This window comes from Acidianus manzaensis, assembly GCF_002116695.1.
In the GTDB taxonomy this organism is placed as follows: Archaea; Thermoproteota; Thermoprotei_A; order Sulfolobales; family Sulfolobaceae; genus Acidianus; species Acidianus manzaensis.
On record NZ_CP020477.1, the window covers coordinates 950,421 to 972,658 of the forward strand.

General features: G+C 29.3%; 18 protein-coding genes. 11 read left to right on the plus strand and 7 right to left on the minus strand.

Annotated elements, in window-relative coordinates:
- Window positions 1-11 precede the first annotated feature (11 nt).
- Together B6F84_RS04580 and B6F84_RS04585 are read left to right on the plus strand one after the other, a co-directional pair.
- Complete coding sequence (locus B6F84_RS04580) at window positions 12-1,142, plus strand: arginine deiminase family protein (protein WP_148691142.1); 1,131 nt, start codon at window positions 12-14, stop codon at window positions 1,140-1,142.
- Window positions 1,143-1,464: 322 nt separating this feature from the next.
- On the plus strand, window positions 1,465-2,163 hold the full coding sequence (locus B6F84_RS04585; RefSeq protein WP_148691143.1) for an aspartate racemase/maleate isomerase family protein: 699 nt from the start codon (window positions 1,465-1,467) through the stop codon (window positions 2,161-2,163).
- A 108-nt stretch (window positions 2,164-2,271) separates the two neighbouring features.
- Here B6F84_RS04585 and cynS read toward each other — a convergent pair whose 3' ends face one another.
- Window positions 2,272-2,718, minus strand: a complete 447-nt coding sequence (gene cynS / locus B6F84_RS04590) for a cyanase (RefSeq protein WP_148691144.1) — start codon at window positions 2,716-2,718, stop codon at window positions 2,272-2,274.
- A 333-nt stretch (window positions 2,719-3,051) separates the two neighbouring features.
- On the opposite strand from cynS, the gene B6F84_RS04595 reads away from it, so the two are divergent.
- Window positions 3,052-4,284, plus strand: coding sequence for an amidohydrolase family protein (locus tag B6F84_RS04595; RefSeq protein WP_148691145.1), 1,233 nt, complete (start codon window positions 3,052-3,054; stop codon window positions 4,282-4,284).
- Between the two features lie 45 nt (window positions 4,285-4,329).
- On the opposite strand, the gene B6F84_RS04600 is transcribed toward B6F84_RS04595, so the two are convergent.
- The 4 genes from B6F84_RS04600 to B6F84_RS04615 form a co-directional block, all read right to left on the minus strand.
- Window positions 4,330-5,487: an aminotransferase-like domain-containing protein gene (locus B6F84_RS04600; RefSeq protein ID WP_187152753.1), complete on the minus strand. Its 1,158-nt coding sequence runs from the start codon at window positions 5,485-5,487 to the stop codon at window positions 4,330-4,332.
- Window positions 5,488-5,492: 5 nt separating this feature from the next.
- Window positions 5,493-6,287, minus strand: coding sequence for a carbon-nitrogen hydrolase family protein (locus B6F84_RS04605; RefSeq protein WP_148691147.1), 795 nt, complete (start codon window positions 6,285-6,287; stop codon window positions 5,493-5,495).
- Window positions 6,288-6,294: 7 nt separating this feature from the next.
- Window positions 6,295-7,554 (minus strand): MFS transporter, encoded by a 1,260-nt coding sequence (locus tag B6F84_RS04610; protein ID WP_148691148.1) that lies wholly within the window; start codon window positions 7,552-7,554, stop codon window positions 6,295-6,297.
- Between the two features lie 63 nt (window positions 7,555-7,617).
- The gene (locus tag B6F84_RS04615; RefSeq protein WP_148691149.1) at window positions 7,618-8,232 is read right to left on the minus strand and encodes a DUF4286 family protein; all 615 of its coding nucleotides are present in this window, start codon (window positions 8,230-8,232) and stop codon (window positions 7,618-7,620) included.
- A 118-nt stretch (window positions 8,233-8,350) separates the two neighbouring features.
- Between B6F84_RS04615 and B6F84_RS04620 the strand changes: the two genes are divergently transcribed.
- The 4 genes from B6F84_RS04620 to B6F84_RS04635 all read left to right on the plus strand — a co-directional run bounded on the left by B6F84_RS04620 (window position 8,351) and on the right by B6F84_RS04635 (window position 12,361).
- Window positions 8,351-9,745 (plus strand): aromatic ring-hydroxylating oxygenase subunit alpha, encoded by a 1,395-nt coding sequence (locus B6F84_RS04620; protein WP_148691150.1) that lies wholly within the window; start codon window positions 8,351-8,353, stop codon window positions 9,743-9,745.
- A 1-nt stretch (window position 9,746) separates the two neighbouring features.
- On the plus strand, window positions 9,747-10,271 hold the full coding sequence (locus tag B6F84_RS04625) for an aromatic-ring-hydroxylating dioxygenase subunit beta (RefSeq protein WP_148691151.1): 525 nt from the start codon (window positions 9,747-9,749) through the stop codon (window positions 10,269-10,271).
- A gap of 52 nt (window positions 10,272-10,323) precedes the next feature.
- Window positions 10,324-11,640, plus strand: coding sequence for a glutamine synthetase family protein (locus B6F84_RS04630; protein WP_148691152.1), 1,317 nt, complete (start codon window positions 10,324-10,326; stop codon window positions 11,638-11,640).
- Window positions 11,641-11,782: 142 nt separating this feature from the next.
- A complete protein-coding gene (locus B6F84_RS04635; RefSeq protein WP_148691153.1) occupies window positions 11,783-12,361 on the plus strand; it encodes a hypothetical protein in 579 nt (192 codons plus the stop codon).
- 7 nt (window positions 12,362-12,368) lie between these two features.
- On the opposite strand, the gene B6F84_RS04640 is transcribed toward B6F84_RS04635, so the two are convergent.
- Together B6F84_RS04640 and B6F84_RS04645 are read right to left on the minus strand one after the other, a co-directional pair.
- Complete coding sequence (locus B6F84_RS04640) at window positions 12,369-13,412, minus strand: sn-glycerol-1-phosphate dehydrogenase (protein WP_148691154.1); 1,044 nt, start codon at window positions 13,410-13,412, stop codon at window positions 12,369-12,371.
- Window positions 13,413-13,417: 5 nt separating this feature from the next.
- Window positions 13,418-14,779, minus strand: coding sequence for an aspartate aminotransferase family protein (locus B6F84_RS04645; RefSeq protein WP_148691155.1), 1,362 nt, complete (start codon window positions 14,777-14,779; stop codon window positions 13,418-13,420).
- 103 nt (window positions 14,780-14,882) lie between these two features.
- On the opposite strand from B6F84_RS04645, the gene B6F84_RS04650 reads away from it, so the two are divergent.
- From B6F84_RS04650 to B6F84_RS04665, 4 genes are all read left to right on the plus strand, one after another.
- The gene (locus B6F84_RS04650; protein WP_222703219.1) at window positions 14,883-16,367 is read left to right on the plus strand and encodes an APC family permease; all 1,485 of its coding nucleotides are present in this window, start codon (window positions 14,883-14,885) and stop codon (window positions 16,365-16,367) included.
- Between the two features lie 225 nt (window positions 16,368-16,592).
- Window positions 16,593-18,206 carry an APC family permease gene (locus tag B6F84_RS04655; protein WP_148691156.1) on the plus strand — a complete coding sequence of 538 codons (1,614 nt, stop codon included), beginning with the start codon at window positions 16,593-16,595 and terminating at the stop codon, window positions 18,204-18,206.
- A gap of 785 nt (window positions 18,207-18,991) precedes the next feature.
- Entirely contained in the window at window positions 18,992-20,848 is a 1,857-nt protein-coding gene (locus tag B6F84_RS04660; protein ID WP_148691157.1) for an APC family permease, read from the plus strand.
- 110 nt (window positions 20,849-20,958) lie between these two features.
- Window positions 20,959-22,053 (plus strand): aminotransferase-like domain-containing protein, encoded by a 1,095-nt coding sequence (locus tag B6F84_RS04665; protein WP_148691158.1) that lies wholly within the window; start codon window positions 20,959-20,961, stop codon window positions 22,051-22,053.
- Window positions 22,054-22,238: the final 185 nt, after the last annotated feature.

The window sequence follows — 22,238 nt, forward strand, 5'->3', positions numbered from 1 at the left end:
TTATATTATATATGGTACTATTAGAAGCGGAATTCTCTCCGCTCAAAAAAGTAGTTGTATCCACTCCGGGTAAAGAAAAAGAAAGGCTAACACCAAAGAATTTAAATGAATTACAATATGCAGAAATTCCAGATCCAGTAGAGTTAAAAGTTGAACACGATGAATTTAAGGAAAAACTAAGAAATGCTGGAGCAGAAGTTCTAGATGTAAGAGAACTAATAAATAACTTAAGCAAAGATGAACTTATAGACTTACTAAAAATATCCTCTGATTGCGAATTAGACTTTAGTTCTTTAGATAATAAAGAGCTAGGAGATATATTGATTTCTGGCTTAACTATAGTAGAAGCTAAGCAGAAGAAAATTTTAAAGAAATACATTTTAGGTGATGAAGAGGATTTGTGCATTAAGCCTTTAGTAAATATTATGTTTACTAGAGATCCAGGTATGGTAATGGGAGACGTTTATATTCAAAGTAAAATGAGATGGGAATCTAGGAGGAGAGAACCAGAAATTTTATCTAAAATTGTGAAACCTGAAAAAATAATTAAGGCGGAAAAAGGCTACTTTGAAGGAGGCGATTTTATGCCTATAGGATATGGAAAGTTATTAATGGGATTTGGGACTAGATCCAGTGCTTTAGGTTTAAATGACGTTTTACCAAAACTAACTTCAGAAGGAGTTATGGATGAAGCAGTTCTTGTTAGACTAGAAACTCCAGAATTACATCCTAATAAGGGTATAGGACATCTAGATACTGTAATGGGAGTACCTTCAAAAGATGTTATTATCTACTATTCTTACTTAGATAAAATGAAAGTGTATAAATATAAAAATGGAGAAATAACTAGAGATCAAAGACCTCTTAAAGAAGTTTTAAAAGATTATTTAGGTGATCTAAGAGTAGTAACAATCGGAAACGGAGAGTACTACACTGAAGAAAGAGAACATTGGTTATTAGCTAGTAATATAATAGTTGTAGATAAAAATACAATAGTAGCTTATGAACATAATAGAATTACAAATAAACTATTAACAGAAGTTGGAATAAAGATAATAACATTTAAGGGAAACGAAATAATAAAGGAAGGAGGAGAAAGAAGTGGTCCAAGATGCATGACACTTCCCATACTGAAAGTCTAAAAACAATGACCTAAATACTAAAGATTAACTCCACAATAATGCTCCTTATTATCCACCTTTTTATAAATCGTAGCAAGTATTTGTTTATAAACTAAGATAAGTTTAACTTAAAAAGAAATTTCAAAGAGTTGATAATATTCAATCTACAAAAAATGTAGAATAAATCATGAATTTAAAGAAAAATACCATAATCTAACTCGTTAAGATACTTTACAATAAAGAGACTAATTAATTTGAAGTTTGGAGAAAATCTAAGAATATAAGCATTAAATTTTTCTACTATTATTCGTTATATAATTAATAGTTTATTTTGGTGAATTAGATGAAAAGGATAGGCCTAATAGTAGTAGATAATAATGGTGGAAGTGAATACGACTTTTGGAAAATGTCTCCTAAAGGAGTTGGAATTTTTACAACTAGAATGAAAATGAGAGAAAGCATTTCCCCATTTCTTCATGAACCTAAAGATATTGAAGAATTTAAGAAAGAACTCTATGAAGAAGCATCAAAGATTGCTGATTTAGTTGATGTAATAGTTTACCAACGAACTTTTGGAACTCATAAAAATATTCAGATAATAAGAGATATTCTTTCTAGTTTTAACAAGCCTTATGTAATAGCTGAAGAATCTGCGATTAAAATTTTCAAGGAGTTAGAAATAAATAAAATATGGATATTCACACCATATGGTTTAGAAAGAACTTTAGAAGAAGTAGATTATTTTAAAGATAATGGGTTTGACGTTACAGGATACACCTATCTTGGATTAAAAAATGGATTAGAATACAGTAATGTAGATTACAGAACTATTTTTCTTTCCTTGTTAAAAAGTAAAGTAAGTAAAGAAAGCGAAGCTATTTACTTACATTGTACAAATATAGTAACTTATAATGCAATAAAGAGCTTATCTAGAACTTACGGAATTCCTATTTTATCAGAGAATTCTGCTAGCCTTATTTTAGCTTTAAGAGAATTAGAACTAAAAGAAGAAAAAAGGAAAAGTATACAAGATATAAGATAAAAATACTTTTGTTTTTATTACCATTTAGTATGTGTACTATTGAATACTTTACGTTTGTTCTACGAATTTTTCTATTCGAGAAAGAACCTTGATTTTCAGATACTTCAATTACCATTTACTATAATACAGCCATTTACCATTAAACGTTAAAATCATTCTAGGATAATTATTTTCTATTACCTTATCTAAATTAATTCTAACATCTATCATGCTCATTATTCCGTCTCCAAACATTTCATGCGCCACATCCTTAATTGCTGGGCCATATAGCATAACTCCTTCGTAAAGTCTATAAATAAATGGGTCAGTAGGAGGCCAAGGTTGTGCAAGTGTTCTTAATGGCGCATCCATTAATATCTCTTTATAGTCTTTCGATAAGTCAAATAACTTAATAACATTATCAGCTTCTTCTTCGTTAGCTTGAGCATAACCATACAGTAACATTGCAGAATACACCTTATCTCTACCTAAATATTTTCCAATTTCTTCCCATGTTAGTCCCTTTTCTCTTTTCTTTTTTAATAATATATTTCTTAATTCAGATTTATCAATCATATAAATGATGTCTAATAATCAGAATAAAAGGATTTCTACCAAAATTTTAAATAATTTTTAGTTTTATGATCAGTAATGTTCTCAATTTCTAAACAATAATGAAGAAACGCACTAATCCTAATTTTATTATATACATAATCTTTGGAACTCTATTAGCATGTATCATTTGAATACTTTACGCTAGTTCTACGATTGTTCTGATTAAGAGAATAGCCTCAATTTTTGATACACCAAAAACTAGAACTCTATGTAAATTACATGAACTAGTCTTTAACGAAAAAATCAGGAATTATAAGAGTCTAATTTTTTATTTAAATTCTACCTCTTTTCTCTATGCTAATAAAAAACGCTAAAGTCAACGAAAAAATAGTTTCCATATGTATTGAAAATGGGAAAATTTCATGTTTAAACTGCGAATGTCCAACTGACGAAGTCATAGATGCTGAAAATCATTTAGTTATACCACCTTATTTTAATATGCACTTTCATTTAGATAGCGTATTTTTGCCTATATCAAATAAGTCAGGGACATTATGGGAAGGAATACAAATATGGAAAGAAGTTAAAGGAAAGCTGTCAGAAGAAGACGTAATTAAAAGAGCATTAACTGCCGTAAAATTAATGGTATCTCAAGGCACTTTATGGATAAAAACTCACGTAGATGTAACAGAAAAATCCTTAACTTTATTGAAAGCTTTATTGAAAGTAAAAGAAATGACAAAAGACATAGTTGAAATACAGATTACTGCATTCCCACAAGACGGAATATATACTGAAAAAGGTAATGATGAGTTACTTAGAAAAGCTATAGAACAAGGAGCAGATAATGTAGGATTAATACCTCATAATGAAATAACTAGAGAAGATGGAGTTAAATCAATAAAATTTGCGTTTGATTTAGCAAAAGAATATAACAAAGATATAGATGGACACATTGATGAGACTGATGATCCTAATTCTAGATTTTTAGAAGTTTTAGCTAAATACTCCCTAGAATATAATTGGAATAGAGTCACTGCTGGACATGTAACTGCTATGCATAGTTGGGATTCAGCTTACAGATTCAGAATTCTTCCTATTGTTGCTAAAGCTGGAATTACTGTAGTTCCTAATCCTCTAATAAATGCTATGCTTCAGGGAAGGTTCGATAACTATCCTAAAAGGAGAGGAATGGCTCCAATTAAGGAAATGATTAAATTTGGAGTTAATGTGGCTTTAGGTCATGATTGTATTATGGATCCTTGGTATCCTTTAGGAATTGGAAGTATGCCTCAAGTCCTTTTCATGGCTATCCATTTAGATCAAATGAGCACTCTAGAAGATTTACAAAATTCTATAAATTTAATAACTTATAATTCAGCAAAAGCCTGGAGGGTTAAAAATTATGGTATAAAAGAAGGATATCCTGCAAACTTACTCATAACTAATGATGACGATATAATAGATTTGCTAAGATTTTTAGATCCTCCAGCTTACGTAATAAGAAATGGTAAAATAATAGCCAAAGATGGTAAGGAAATATTATTTAATGGCAAATGGGAAAAAGTTAAGAGAAAGCCAGAGTAATTTTTTCTTATATATACTGAATTAAGATTACTAAAAAATAAAAAATCAAGATATTATTTCACCTAGTCTTTTTATCCCCTCTATTATTTCATTTTCTCTTGGATAGCTATAGCTTAATCTTATAGTATTATATCCAGATAGATCATGATAAAAATATTTGCCTGGTAGATATGCAACATTATTTTTTATTGCTTTCTCTAATAATTTTTCTGTATCAAGATTTTTAGTCCATAAGAAGAAAAACATTCCTCCCGTAGGAGAAATAAAATCTACTTTATCCCCTAAGTTTTTAATAATTTCGTTTTTCATTAAATTGCTTTTCATTTTATATAAAGATTTAGTATATGCTATATTTTTATCTATAATTCCTGTCCTTATAGCTTCTGCTGTTATTAATTGGTTTAATGTAGGTGAATGCGCGTTAATATTTTGTTTTAGTGCTTCTATTTTTTCTATAACTTTCTCATTAGCTATTATCCATCCGATTCTAAGGCCTGAAGAAAATACTTTGCTCATACTTCCTACGTAAATTACTTTATCTTCGTCGTCTAGGGCTTTTATTGCTGGAACATAATCATCAAATAAGAGAAAACCATATGTGTCATCTTCTATTATGATAGTATTATTTTCATGAGCTATTTCTATTATTTTTTTACGCTCATTTATGTTTAGCGTGTATCCAGATGGATTTTGTGCTGATGGAACTGTATAGAGAAGTTTAGCATTACTTTTTCTTAGGTCATCTATTTCATACCCTTTAGGTGTAATGTTTATTCCATTGAAGTTTGGATTTAGTGTTCTTAAAGTTTCTAATGCAGATATATATGTTGGGTTTTCAATTGCTATATTATCTCCTGGATTTATAAAAATGGAAAAGAGCATATAAAGTGCTTCTTGACTTCCTACTGTTATACAAATGTTATTTTCACTTATGTCATATATTCCTCTATTTTTTACAAATTCTAAGATTTGATCTTTTAATTCTTTTATGCCACACGTAATACTATATTGGAACGCTCTAACTGAATATTCCTTTATGATCTGATTTGTAATTTCAGTTATTTCATTAATTGGTACTGTTCTAGGGTCTGGTAATCCATTGACAAAGTTTATTATATTGGGATTCTTAGAAATAATTTTAAAATATCGTAATAATTCAGATAACTTAAGATTATCAGCATATTTAGAGAATAAATTATACAAAAGTATCACCTAAAGTACAAGTCTTCTCTTCTTTGGTATAGTACTGGAAGAGTAGCTCTAACTTCTTTTATTCTTTCTTTATCTATTTCTGCTGTTATTATACCTTCCTTTTCTGTAGATCTTGAAATCGGTATTCCTAGCGGATCTATTATCATACTATATCCGGTAAATATATTTCCTATCTGAGAAGATAATGCTAAATAGCTAGTATTTTCTAATGCTCTAGCCTTAGCAAGTGTCAATAAATGGTCCTCTTTTAAATATCCTTTTACCCAGGCAGCAGGGACAATTAATAAATCCGCGCCTTTTAACGCATATGTCCTAGCTATTTCTGGGAATCTTAGTTCATAACATAAAAGTATTCCAATGTTAAACTCATTAATTGTTATTGGAGTATAGTAATCTTTACCTGGTTCTATTCTTTCTGATTCCATAAAGTTAAAAGCGTCATATAAGTGAGTTTTTCTATATGCGTATTTTATCTCTCCTTCCTTATCTATAAGAACAGCAGTTAAATATACTTTTTTATTATCACTTTTCTCATAAATACCTAAGATAACATTTATTTCATTTTCTTTAGCAGTTTTTTTGATTTGAGTTAACCACGGACCATTCAGATCTTCTGCTTTTTTATATAATACTTCTCTTGATTCTTCTGGAGGAGAAAAAAACATACTTGCTTCTGGAAATATTACAATATCTGAATTAGCAGTCTTAGCTTTTTCTATGTATTGTTGTATTTTTCTTAAATTTTCATCTTTATTTACGCTTGTTGTTAATTGAACTGTTGATAAGATCATTTTTATTCTACCTCTCTGATTCAAGATACTTTGCTAGATTATATTTATATATTATCATAGAAACTGCTATTGAAAATGCACATAATAAAATTTGGTATATTGGATAAAGCAAATAGTTAAATGTACTTAACCATGTAATTACATATGGTTCTATTCCTCCTAAAAAAGCACCAGCAAATTGATACGATGCAGAAATTCCACTGTATCTCACATTTGTGGGAAATAGTTTAACTAAGATCACAGCTACTGGAGAATACATTATACCATGAGAAATACCTAATAATGCTTGAAATAAAAAATAATCTGAAGGAGATTTTAATAAAAATGCTGGATAAAGAACTAATATACCAATTATATTGCCTAGAATGGTTAATGTTATTATCCTTTTCCAGGTTAAAGAAAAAATGCCACCAATAAAAACGAACAATATATCAATTATTCCAAAAATCATTATACCATAAAAATATTCAGAAGCTGAGACTATTTTATCGAACTCGTAGATATTTGGAATGCTTACTGAACCTATAAAATATATAGCCAAACCACCTACAATTAAGATTCCAAGAATTACGCTTTTAAAATGATTTTTAAACAAGTTAAATCCTGGTTTTTGTAATATTTCCTTTTTTTCTTCTATTCTCTTAAACATTTCAGTTTCTCCTACCTTTAATCTTATTATTAAACCTATAACTAAAAGTAAGAATGATATTAGAAAGGCTATTCTCCATCCAAAAACATACATTTCAGATTGTGGAAGTATGGCTTCTAGTGCAAAAAACACTAAAGACCCTATTATTAAACCTATACTTACAGATGATTGAAAAAAGGAGATATAAAATGGATTCTTATGCTGAATATTTTCTGCTATAAGTAGTAGTCCTCCTCCCCATTCTCCCCCTAAACCTATGCCTAGTAATATTCTTAAAATTGATAATAATATTAAAGATATAAATCCAAAATCTAAGTAAGTAGGCAATACTCCTACTAGTCCGCTTGAGGCTCCAGTCAAAGATAAAGTTACTATTAGCATTCTCTTTCGACCTAATTTGTCACCAAAGTTGCCGAATATGAATGCTCCTAGGGGTCTAGTAATAAATCCTAGAGCTAAAATAAGAAAAACATCTAGTAGTGCTATTGTAGGAGTTATTTTGGAAGGTAAAAAAGCCTTAGCTATATATAAAGCTCCTGTCGAGAATATAAAAACATCGTACCATTCTATTATATTACCTATCATAGAGCTTAAAACAATAGTTCTTAAATTAGTCATAAATTATATTTTAAAAAGGAGATATTATACATTACGAGTATTAGATTGTACTACATTGTATTTTTAGTATAAGGTATCATTATAAGTTATCTTATAATATGAGATTATAGGTTCATAGAATCCTAAACCTTTTATTCCATCTATATTCTTTAGCATTTCAAGAATTTTATTCTCATTTTTATCTTTAGTATCACAAAGCAATATATATTTTGGAAGATCTTCTGGTTCCTTATCGAAGACATTAAGTTTAATACATCTTTCTAATTTTTCTGAATTTGATAATATAATATTTAGAATACTCTTTAATATCTTATTATCTTCATAAGAGACAAATATCTTATTACTATCCGAAATTTTATCGTCTCCTGTAATAATTTCTTCTACTGTTGTGTAATATCTCTCACCTTTGGATAATTTGCCATTCCAACGCTTTATAGTATCTGATCTTACGTATTTCATTTCTTCACTATTCTTACCTTCTATTAGTTTTTCTTTGTCTGGAAATTCATATAATGATAGATACTTAGGAATACTAGTAGTGCTGAAGAATCTTCTAGAAGTTTCTAAATATTTTATCTTCATTAAGTCTGGTAAATGAACATAGCTATACCATTTATTGAAATTATTTTCTATATTATTATCTAATACGTCTACCCTAACTACGTAAATTCCTTTCATAGTTCTCTATTTTTAAAAACGTTTATTTTAACTTATTCGATACTACATTGTAATACTTTGAAATACCCATTATCAATAAAACTAGAAGATCATAAATTTCTAATAAAGGTAATATTATATGATAGAAAAAAACGATATAAGTAAAAACAAGTATGAAAAAGAAAAACTCATTGATGAATTGGTGAAGGTAAGAGAAGACCTAGATGAAAATCATGAATTGCAGTTATGGTGGATAGCTGATGAAAGAGTTTTTGATTTGGAAAAGGAAAGATTATGGCCAAATATATGGCATTTTATAGTTCACGAATCTGAAATTCCGAAGCCAGGGGATTTTACGATAAGATCTGTAGGTCCTACAGATGAAGTTCTTGCAATCAGAGGACAAGATAATAGAATTAGAGTCTTTCTCAATATATGCCCTCATAGAGGACTTCAAATAGTTAAAGCAGAAAAAGGAAATTCCAAATTTATAACTTGTCCATATCATGGATGGACATTTAATTCTAACGGCAAACTTATAGGAGTTTCATTAGAGGCCTTAGCATATGGAGAACTAGACAAAGAAAGATATGGTTTATTAGAACTAAAGACTGAGAACTATGCTGGTTTTATCTTTTCTACACTTAACGAAAATCCAGAGTCATTAGAGAATTATTTAGGAGAAATAAAATGGTATATGGATATTTTATTCAAGAGGAATTCAAGTGGATATCAATTTTTCCCTGCTGAAAGGAGGATAATAAAATTTAACTGGAAGATAGGAGCTGACAGTTTTGTTCATGATGTATATCATTTTATAATAACTCATAAATCCGCGTCATCTCTATATTCATTTGAATATATTAAAAATATAATATCTGGATATCAAATAGCTTCGAAGAAAGGACATAATATAAGATTTTTAGGTAAGGATGGTAAAGGAAGAGGATTTCCTGCTGAGTTTTTCCCTATTTTATATCCTGTATGGACACCAAATGTAGTAGAAGAGGCTAAAAAATTATTAGATCCTAAGCAATTTGAATTATTCAGTCTTTCTTATCATTTGAGTGGATTAGTATTTCCTAATCTAGGATTCTTTAACGGTATAAGAAAAATACCTGATATAGATTTAGAATACCCTAAATCTGTTGGAATACCACATATTAGCTTTAGGTTATTACGTCCTATAAGTACTGATACTACTGAATATTATAATTGGTTTGTAGTTGAAAAAGATGCAAGCGAAGAATTCAAGGAGTTATCATATAGAACGTTTATGAATGGTTTTGGTGCTGGTGGAGTAGTAGAAACTGATGATATAGAACATTGGACATATATAACAAAGGCATCTAGATACTCAGTGAATTACATGAGAAAAATTAAAGTTCCTTATAAAGTTGGTGATTATGTAACTTCTTTAAAAGACTTTATGGGTCCACATGGAGAAGATTTAGATATAATACCTACTGGACTTACGGAGAAATCTGCAAGATACATGTGGAGAAGAATATTAGATTATCTAATAGGTGATTAAAATGCAGAGTTTAACAAATATCAATATATATCTTAATTATGATAAGAATGAAGTTAATGAAAACGAATATATCAAAATTGTCAGATTTTTGAACAAAGAAGCTGAGCTTTTAGAATATCGTAAATACTTAGAATGGCTAGATTTTCTACATCCTGATGTAGAATATATAGTTTTAGTTAGAGAAATAAAAGATAAAAAGGATAATTCGATATCAAATGGATTATTGATATATGATAAGAAAGATACAATAAAAATCAAAATAGATAGGTTGACATCTAATTATGCTTGGAGCGACAATCCTCCATCAGTATCAAAGTATATGATTACCAATATTTTAGCTTATAATTTCATGGACTATTATTTAGCTAGATCTAATGTACTATTTATAAAGTATAGATCATCAGATTTAATGTATCTAACATATAAAAGAGCTGATATTATTTCTAAAGATATGAAAATATTAAAGAGAATAGTATTGCCTGACGTTCATTCAATTAACATGCAAGATCTTACATATTTCTTGTAATACAATGAAATACATTTAATTTTTATTAACAAGAAATCCTCTTTATTTATTAATGGAATATGAAGATGTTTTAAAAAAATTAAAATCAAGTGGAATAGATACTCTAAAGATTGATTTTGTTGATTACGGAGGTTTTATCAGAAGCAAAGAGGAAGACATTGATGAGTTAGAAGATATTCTAGAAAACGGAACCAATACCGCAAAAGCTATTATGAACTATACGCCTTCTGGTACTTTAGCCAGAATCGGAAGCTTAGGCGTAAATTCTGACGACTTTACATTGGTTCCTGATATTGACACTTTATCATTAATACCACCATTTGCTATAACTATTGGAAAAATGTATGATAAGACTGGTAAACCTTGGGAATATGACTTAAGATGGCAACTATCTAATCTTCTTTCTAAAATAAAAAGAGAATTTAACATTGATTTTATTTCTGCATTCGAATATGAATTTTATGTTACTAAGGAAAACAAACCTATTAATGATGTATCATGTTATGAAATAGGAGGATATTACGGTTCGTTAATAGATAAATTTCTTATCGAGTTAAAAAATACATTAAAAAGTATAGGAATAGGCGTAATGAAAACATTAAAAGAATGTGGTCCATCACAGTATGAATTCAATATAAAGCATTCTGATCCAATTAAAACTTCAGATTCTTTAGTATTTTTTAAAGATGTATCCAAAATGATTGGAGCTAAATACAATTATGAGATAAACTTTATGCCCAAACCTTTCAAAGAATATCCAGGTTCTGGTCTTCACCTAAATTTAAGTGCATGGAGTAAAGGAAATAACGTTTTTTATGACGAAAAAGATGATCTAAAAATAAGCGAAACTGGATATTCTTTTATAGCCGGAATACTTGAACATGCTAAAGCACTAACTGCTATTGCAGCACCTACCGTAAATTCTTATAAAAGACTAGTAAGAATTCCTGATATGTGGGCTCCAGTAAAGATAGGCTATGGACCTAATAATAGATCTACCATATTAAGAATTCCTACTCCAAGATTTAGTTCTATATCAAGAGATTTAAGATTAGAGTATAGAGTCCCTGATGCAGCTTCAAATCCTTATTTACTATTTATAGCTTTTATATCTGCTGGCCTTGATGGTATAGAAAGAGGTCTCAAATCTCCTAAACCAGTAAACGATAATGCATATGAAAATAAAGAACTAGAAGAGATTCCTAGAGACCTTAATGAGGCTTTAAACGAGCTTAAAAAAGATACTGTGCTAATTAACTTAATAGGAGATAAAATAATAAATGAATTTATTGCAGTTAAAAAGCAAGAATTGGAAGAATATAATACTATAGTTACAAATTGGGAATTCAATATATATAAAAATCTATAATTTTTAATATAGCAAACATACCTAATTTGTACTTTATAATCTTATAACATTTATTCATTACTATTTTATTTAACGAATACTTTTATACTAAAAAATACTTAAATAGTGTAAAAGGTATTAACATACTAGCGGGGATAGATAATTGAGCCAAGTAGAAAGTAAGAATAATTCTAAAATTACAGTTCTAAAAACTATAAGGATACCAAAATATATTGCTAATAAATTAGAAGAAATAGCATATGAAAAAGATTTGAAGTTTAACTCTATAGTTTCAGAAGAATTGGAAAAATATGTATATTATACATATAGAATTGAAAAAGTTAGTCAGGATAATATAATTACTATATCTTATAGATTCTTTAAACTAATTATTGATAGCATAGGTAAATCAGAAAATGAGATTATTTATCTATCAAATTCAGCTGGAAAAGATTGGGGAAGAGAGTACATAATGCTATGGTCTGAAATTTGTAAAAATTGTGATAAAATAGATTTATTTGTTATTTTACTTAAGTATATTTCTAAATATTCCGGATTATATAATATGACAGTTCTTAGTGAGAATGAAAAGAAAAACTATATAATAATACTTCATCATACACTAAACAAGATGTATTCCTTAATTTTAGCTCACTATTATAGAGGGATTTTAGAATCTTTAAATTTAAAAGTAAATTTAGAAATAAAGGAAAATAGCATTATAATGAATATTTATAAATAATTAAAAATTATTCAATTACACCAGTGTATTTTGCCAATCTTTCAGCTTGTGCTTCTGTTAAACCATCTTTACCTAATATAGTATACCAGTTTCTCATTTTGTGAGAAATAGTTAACGCCTTTATTATTATTTCCTTACTGATTCCTAATTCCCTAGTTGTTATAGGAAATTGAATTTTTTCAAATATTTTTTTCGCTCTATGAGATCCAGTTTGTAGAAAATACATCATAATTGTCCCTAATCCACATAATTCTCCATGCAATAGATTTGAGCCAAGAGATTCCATAGCAAAGGAAAAAAGATGCTCACTGCCTGCAGCTACTCTAGTAGTATCTGCAAGTTCCATAAGATATCCATCTGTAACCTCCGCAAGGAATAGGGTTTCTATACCTATATAATCAGCGTTTAAAATATGATATAATCTTTCTATGATTAACTTCGTAATATATGATGCTAATTTATACGCAAAATCATTATATTTCTCTTTTGCAAGCCAAAAACTTAATCTCCAATCGTAAAGAGCCGAAAGTTTAGAGAGCATATCTCCTATACCTGCCTTTATAAACCTTTTATCTTCATTTTTAAGTAACTGATAGTCTCCAATTACTAAAGATGGAGCTACAGTTTTTATTGCTATGCTAGATCCTTTTCTCCACAATACGGAAAAACTAGTAGCTATTGCATCAGTTGAAAGAGATGTAGGAATAGATATTAATGGAGAATTAGTTTCAGATGCAATATATTTTCCTATATCAAGAACTGAACCACTCCCTACAGATATTATTGTATATTTTTTATCTTTTGAAAACTTAGAGATATAATTATCTACTATATCCTTATCCTTTCTTATACCTATAATATTCTCTACAACACGAAGATCGTTTGCTTGAATTTTATTTAGTATTTTTTCTCCAATTAACTTAAATGTTTTTTCACCAGAAATAAAAATAATTTCCTTAGAAAAACGCTTAGATTCTATTTCATTAGGAATAGAAGATATTACATTGTTTCCAAAAATAACATTTGAGGAAAAATTTATCAATTTGAGCATAATATTCACACTTTTTCTAACTCTTTGATACTATTTTCAAAAATTTCCAATCCCTTATCTATAAGATCGTCTTCAATTGTTAATGGAGCCATAAATCTCATAACATTGCCAAAATGACCACAAGTATGCATTAATAAACCTTTTTCGAATAGATTTTTCTTTAATTTAACTGCAAACTCCGTAGCAGGATCTTTATTTTTCTTGTCTTTAACTAACTCAACACCTATCATGAACCCTTTTCCTCTCACTTCACCTATATAATTTGAAACATAGCTCATTTCATTAAATCTTTCCATTATATATTTGCCTTTTTCTTGAACTCTATTGAGTATATCTGAATTTTTTAAGTAATTTAGTATTACATTTCCTGCTGCTAATGCTAATGGATTCCCTCTATAAGTCCCTAGATGAAAAGCTGGAGGTAATAAATCATCATACTCTTTCTTATATGCTATCATTGATGCTGGTATTCCACCACCAATACTTTTAGATATACACATAATATCCGGTGTTACTGACCAATGTTCACTAGCCCAAATCTTACCAGTTCTCCCAACCCCACTCTGAACTTCATCCATAATTAGAGGAACAGAATATTTCTCAGTAACTTCCCTTAACATTGGTAAGAAATCGTCGGGCGGAACTATATATCCTCCTTCACCTTGAATAGGCTCAACTAAAACTCCTCCTATAGGCCCTACTCCAGAATAAGAATCTTTTAGAATATTCTCTAACATATCTATTACAATTTTACTTATATCTTCTTCTTTTACATTTATTGGAAATCTATACTTATAAGGATATGGCAAATGATAAATATTATGATAATCAAGATTCTCTAATTCTCTATAGTGATAATTAGCTGTAGCACTAGCTATTTCTCCTGCTATCCCATGGTATGATCCACTAAATGCAATTATTACTTTCTTCTTTGTTATATATCTTGCCAGACTTACTGCTGCTTCGCATGCATCTCCTCCAGTTACTGTAAACATGATCTTTGCATTGTTCCTCAAATCACCAGGTAGCGTAGATTCAAGAGTCTTTAAAAATTGAATCCTAGATTCTGTTGGCACTTCGTTTATATGATCTATTTTATTAAGCTGATTTTGAATAGCATCGATAACTATTGGATTTGAATGACCCAAATTCAAAACGCTAATTCCAGAAAACCAGTCAATGTAAATATTTCCATCAACGTCTCTAATGGTAGAACCTCTAGCGTCATCAATAGCCATTTTAAAGATTTGTGTATATATTCTCGATTTAGTCTCATAAGCATCTTGAATTTCTAAATATTCTCTTGATTTTGGTCCTGGTGGTTTAACTAATATTCTAGGTGCGTTTTCATAGCTTAATCTATTCATAGCCTATTATTGTTTTATTTAATTTAAAAATTTTAGATGTAATACAATGTAACACTACTGATTACAAAATATAAATATAATAAACAATATCAATCTAAAAAATATGGAAGAAAATAGTTCTCCGAATATGAAAAAACAGATACAAGAATATAAGCTAAAACACAATGCGGTAGGTTTAATGCATGGAATTTTCCAATCTATATCTCATGTATCTCCAGCCGGCGATGTAGCTATACTATTAACTGGGACAGTAGCGTATGCTGGAGCATACAGTGCATTAGCTGTGCTAATTGCATGGCTAATTTATGGTATGTGGATGAATACTCCCTATCAATTTTCTAAACTAAGAAGTAATGCTGGAGGTTACTATGCCTATGCATCTTTGGGATCTAAAATACTCTCCATACCCACATTTTTATCTTATACAGAAAACGAAATGCTTGGAGGTCCAGCATTCGGAATATTAGGATTTGCTAGTTTCTTCTATTTAATTTCTCCTTCTATTACTGCTATACCTTATATATGGATAGCATTTGCTAGTTTTGTGGCTGCTTATGGCTTTATAATATCTTATCTAGGTATAAAAGAGTCCTTATCTTATGCATTTTATACAGGGATAGCAGAAGTCCTATTTTTAGGATTAGCATCGATAGCAATAATATTCAGACTTGGCTCTTTAAATACGTTTACAGTATTTTCTCCTCCAACATATATATTACCACTAGTATTCTTAGGTATGGTATTTTCAATTCTTGATTTTACTGGTTTAGGCACTGTAATAACAGTATCAGAAGAAATAAAGGAGCCTAAAAAGAATATAGGAAGATCAATTATTTATGCATTCTTATTAACTGGATTTGCCCTAATATTACCAGCGTATGCATTAACAGTAGGTTGGGGATTAGGAAATATATCTACATTTGCTACATCTCCAGATCCAGGACTAATAATATTTGGAAAATATCTAGGAATAATTGGATTTATTTTATTAACAATATTTGTTGCAAACAGTTATTTATCATTCATAATAGCAAATTCTAATGTTGTAAGTAGGATAGCTTTTTCTGCTTCTAGAGACGGAGTATTATTGCCTAAATGGTTCTACTATACTCATCCAAAAAGGAAAACTCCAGTAAGAACACTAATGTTATGGTTAGGCGTAGGTTTTGGATCTACTCTGATTTCAGGTTTAGTATTAGGTCCGTTTAATGGAGCATTATTACTTTTAACTATCTCTGGTATTGGAGTGATATTTGAGCATATTTTTGCCAACATAGGTCTTACAATTTTTGCTAAGAAACAGGATCAATTTGATGTGTTTAAGCATGGATTTGTGCCTATAGTGTCTAGCATTTTAGGAGTAGTCGTATTATATTATAGTATGCAGGGTCTAATAAGCACAGCCATATCTTCACCTTCACTGTTAAATTATGCACTCTTAGGTGCGGGAATATTCGCAATTTTATGGCCTTTAGCAGTAGGCTTCTCTTTATCAGTATACTACATGAAGAAACATCCTGAAAAATTAGCTAAAGCAGGAGAATACGACATAGAGATGGAACTAAAGCCACAATCTAAAGAGTATTAATAGAAATTAAGAATTTTTATTCGAGTATAGAATTTTTTCCTCTATTTCTATTCTAATTCCTAATTATATTTTGTATGATTAATAATATTTTAGTTATAATTTGTTTCTTATTAAGGATTTATCTTCAGCATATTAGATATAAAAATGATATATTAGTTTAAAGATTCATGAAAGTATAAAATTTTTTATATAAAAAAGTTTATATAGTGTTAACTTTCATACTTAATGACTAGAATGAGTAGTAAAAATAAAAATAATGAGAATAAAATATTCATAAGGGAATCTAGTGGGTTAGTAAAACAATTTAGTAGTCTAGATATGTTAACATTAGTTCTTTCATTTTCTATAGGTTCTGGAATATTATTTTTTACTGTAGGCATCACATATGAATATCCAGGTAGTTTTCCGCTATTATCATTAATTATTGATGCAATACCACTTTTTGCTTCTGCATCTGTAATATATTTTTTAGGTCTTGTAATGCCTAAGATTGGAGGTCAATATGTTTGGATTAGTAGAATTCTTTCGCCAAGTTTAGGATACTTCATAAATATATTTACATGGTTAGGGTATTGCATAATAATTGGCGATGTAGCTTACATTGGAGCATCTTTTCTATCTGACTCTCTAACAATTGCTGGATTAGTAACTCATTCTCCTAGCATAACTGATGTAGGTAAATACTTTACTTCACCCATTCATATAGTTATTATAGCAATAATCATTACAATATTGTTTACATTATTAGATTCTTTCAGTATAAAATTATCAAAATTCTCAATTTTTGTAGCTTTTTATATTCCTTTAGCTCTTCTGTTAATTCTTGACTTCACAATGCTATTAGAGAGTCCTTCTACTGCACCATCACTATGGAACAACGTTTTCGGTCCTTCCTCTTATCAAAATATAATATCTCTTAGTACTCAAAAAGGTTGGTCTTCATCATTAATATCATTCAGCTTAGCATCTACCTTATTGGCAGTAATACCTCTGAATTCTTCGTGGAGTGGATTTAGTCATTTTAGTGGATGGTTAACTGGAGATGCAAAGTCTCCAAGAAAAAGTTTGTTTTTCGCCACTATAGGAGCAGGGATAGTAGCATTCTTCCTAATGGCATTAACAATATATTCCTATCAACATCTTTTTGGTGCAGAATTCATTTCTAGATTAGGGTATGTTTCGTCATCTGTAGGTATAACTCCTTCAATTCCCCTTCTAGGAGCAGTCGCATTAAGCACTTTTCCAGTTTTAGCTATAGCTGTAGGTTTTATAATGTTTTTATTTCCTATAAAGGATATATTGCCCTCAGTTATTGCTCAGTCAAGACAAATATTTGCAGCCTCATTTGATAGGTTATTGCCAGAAAAATTAACTTATGTATCTAAAAACGGAATTCCAATAATAAGTTATGCTATAACTGCAACTGTTATAGTTATTTCTATATTGATGGTAAGTCCGCTATTTCCTCTAGGACTATACGTTGCTACAGATCTCTTTAGTATAGCATTAGGTTTCTTGCAAATATTTACAGCTATAACTGCAATACAGTTTCCTATATCTAAACATGAATTATATACCAGTGCTCCTTCTCCAGTAAATAAAGAAATCTTTGGAATACCTCTAATTTCCATTTTAGGAGCTATCTCATTAATAGGATGGATATTTATTCTTGCAGACTCTTTTTATGGAGTAATGAGTTCTAAAGTAGGATTTGAAGTAATGTTAATAATATCTATTATCGTAGGTGCAATATTTCTCTTATATAGCTATTTTAATTCAAAGCTATCAAAAGAAGGTATTAACGTAGAACTAGTAGGAAAGGAAATTCCTCCTGACTAATTTTAAAAACCAAGATAATAAGGATTTTTTCTTCGTTCCTATCATAGTTTTTTAATTAGGGCACAAATGTTACATTTTAATTTTTATTTATCATTTTAGATTATGACAGTAAAAACTTCCGATAAAAAAGGGATTGCTTGACATGTAAAGTCTGAAAGATTTATAAAATATCCTTAAGTACAGTTAATATTTTTTAGATTATCTCTATTATCTATAAAAAGATTTTTTCATTAAATACGATTTTGAATAAAATATAATGAGTCTTATACTGATACCTATTATACTATTTTTACTGTTTTATGCATATAGCGTAAGAAATAGCATCAGGCATCTCCTGCTATCTTTCTTATGGAATAAACTGTTTTTGGGAATCAAAATGTTTTTAGTAAAAAATGACAATTCAGATTCAATTTTATTTTTATGTTTACCTTATTTATGATGATAAAATACTCAGAGAATCTTAACAATTTCTATTGGACATAGCCTCTAGTATATAATTTTAAGCATATACTAGATTCTAGTAGTATGTGCAGTGTTTAATTACTTAACACTTATTCTACGAATAGTTCTGATTAAGAGAAGAATCTTAATTTTCAGATGTTCCACAAACTATTTATAACTGATAGAATACCATTTTATCTATTTATATATACTAATACACTAATAATAATCAAATCATGAGTTCATATAATTTAAAAATATCTATTTTAATTTTTAAACTTTAAATATTCTCTTTGTGAGATTAGAATAATTTACATTTAAATAGTTTTTAAATAACTCTTAGTATGGGAGAAAGTAAATTAAAGTTAAGAGATTTAGGGACAGTCAGTGATAAGAATTTAAAGAAAAGTTTGAATAAATTAGAATTACTTTTTGTATCGTTAGAGGGAGTTATTGGTTCAGGTTGGCTATTTGCATCATTATATACGGCATCCTACGTTGGAGGTGCAGCCATAATTTCGTGGATAATAGGTGGAGTTCTATTAATGACTATAGCCTTAACTTACTCTGAAATAGCTTCGTTAATTCCTAAATCTGGTGGTATTGTTAGATATCCTCATTATACTCACGGTGGAATAGCTGGATATATAATTTCATGGTCTTACTTTGCAGCAGGTGCTACAGTACCAGCAATAGAGGCTACAGCTATAATAACATACCTTTCTAGCTTAATTCCATCTCTAACTGTTAATGGATTCTTAACTACTGAAGGATTAGTGTTTGCTTATGGTCTTCTAGTTCTTTTCTTCTTTATAAATTATCTAGGAGTTAACATCTTAGGAAAAGTATCTCATGGTATTGGATGGTGGAAGTTAATTATACCTAGTTTAGCCGTGATTTTACTTATGGTATTTTACTTTCATCCATCTAATTTTTCCGCTAACGGTTTCTTTCCTTCATCAACTTATTTAGCTTCTCCATACTCTGGATGGGGTGCAGTATTATATGCTATACCAACTACTGGAATAATATTTGCTTATACAGGATTTAGAAATGCAATAGAATACGGTAGTGAAGCTAAAAATCCTCAAAGGGATATTCCATTTGCTGTTGTAGGTTCTTTAGCAATTTCTATTTTCTTGTATGTTCTTTTGCAAGTAGCTTTCATTGGAGGAATAAACTGGAATGCTATAGGCGTTAGTTTTGGCAATTGGAAAGGATTAGAGAATTCTATCTTGTCATCTGGGCCTTTCTATGAAATTTTCAAGTATTCTAGTGTTGGTGGGTCCATACTATTATTATTTGAAGCTTTTGCGATATTACTGTTAGTAGATTCTGCAGTAAGTCCAGCTGGAACAACAGTTGTAGGTATGGGAAGTGGTACTAGAGTTCTTTATGGTTTAGCTGCAAATGGATATTTTCCAGAAATATTTCTTAGATTAGGTAAAACTAAAGTACCAATAGTATCATTAATTACGGTAACAGTTATAGGAGGAATTTTCTTACTTCCATTTCCAGCGTGGATAGCATTAGTTGGAATTGTATCTTCAGCCGCAGTGTTCACTTACATAATGGGAGGAATTGCTCTAGAAGTTTTAAGATATAAGGCTCCAGAGGTTAAAAGATCATTTAAACTACCTCTTTATAGACTAATAGCGCCAATTTCTACTATTGTTTCTCTTTTAATAGTTTATTGGTCAGGTTTTGCAACAATATTCGAGGTAATGACAATAATTTTTGCTGGATTACCAATTTTATTTGGATATTATGCAAGAAAGAACTGGGATATTAACTTAAAATTAGCTATATCTTTAGGAGTTATAGATGGAGCAGTAATAGGATTAATAGACTATTATTTTATAGAAGAAACTAAAATTTTAAGCGTAGCAAATAATATAGCATTACTTATTTACGAAATAGTTATGATTTCGTTAATTTCTAGTAACTTATTTGTGATTTATCGTTTTTATGATAAATCAAGAAAAGAAATTAAAATGGGAATATGGTTAATAGGAGTTATATTATCTATTTTACCATTATCATATTTTGGTAGTTTTGGTTTATATCAAATTATACCGTTTCCAGAAGATTTAATAGGAGTTATAGCTTTAGGATTAATAGCACATTATGTTGGAATAAGAAGTGGAATGATAAACGATGCTATAGAAGATATTATCAAAAATACATCTGGATTCATTTAAATAAATATTTTTTAATAGAAATATAATAAAAATTTTATAAACTAATTTTTTATATTCTGTTTAGCCTAATTCATGAAAAGAAATTTATAGTCAAAATATCAATAAATGATATGCAAATAAATTTGGGTGGAGGTCTTCCAGACCCTATAACTTTTCCATGGGAGCAAATCACTGATATAGTAAGTTACTTATTAAAGACAAAACAAGATAAAGCATTACAGTATGCCTCAAGCCAAGGAATTGAAGAAGTTAGGCATGAAATATCTAATTTTGTAAGAAAAAGAGGTTTTTCCATAAGTGAAGACCAAATACTAATAACAGGAGGTGCAAAGGAAGCAATATTTTTACTCTCTGAACTTTTCTCTAACATAGCATCTGAAGAACCAACTTTTCAAGGATTCATTAGCACTATGAAGTTTAAACACATTAATGTTTATCCTATTCCTTGGGACGACAAAGGACCTATACTCGATATCTTAGAAAAGAAGATTAAAGAAGTTGGATCAATAAATCAAATTAAATATTTTTATGTAATTCCAATCCATAACCCTACTGGCAGAGTTATGACATTACAAAGACGAAAACAACTTCTTGAGCTTGCAAGCGATTTTGATTTTAAAATTATAGAAGACGATATTTATGGTTTTTACACTTATGACTTTCCTCCTTTACCAGCTTTAAAGTCATTAGACAAGGAAGGAAGAGTAATATACATTTCAAGTTTTAGTAAGATTATTTCCCCAGGTCTGAGAATTGGTTTTATAGCTTATGAAGGAAAGGAAATTGAAATGCTAAACAATATTAAAGCGGAAATAAATCATCAAGTCTCATCTTTAGATCAGTTAATAGTAGGAGAAATACTTAAAAGAAATATAATTGATTCTATCATAGATAATTCCTTGCTCTTATATAAGAAGAAAAGAGATGTAATAGTTAAATCAATAAAAGAATATTTTCCAACCGATACAGAATGTAGCTATCCAGAAGGAGGATTCTTCGTACTATGTAAAAACGATAAATTAGATTCGTCAGTTCTGCTTAAGGAAGCGATAAAAAGAGATGTAAAGTTCATACCTGGAGAAAAATTCTTCTATTCAGAAGGAAAAAACTCATTTAGATTAAGTTTTAGTTATGCAAAAGAAAATGAAATAACAGAAGGAATTAAGATATTGGGCGAATTAATAAAACAGATAAAAGAATATTGAAAATTATTACCAGAAATCATACTTCACATAATCTACTACTAATATATTATATGAAACCATTACAGCCGTTATCTTATCTCCTGTTTTCTTTATTATTGCAACTAGCTTTAGTGGGGGATCAAGCGAAATAGATGACTGCTAAGTAATCTTAGGTAAGCTATATCATTTTTTACCTATAATAACAA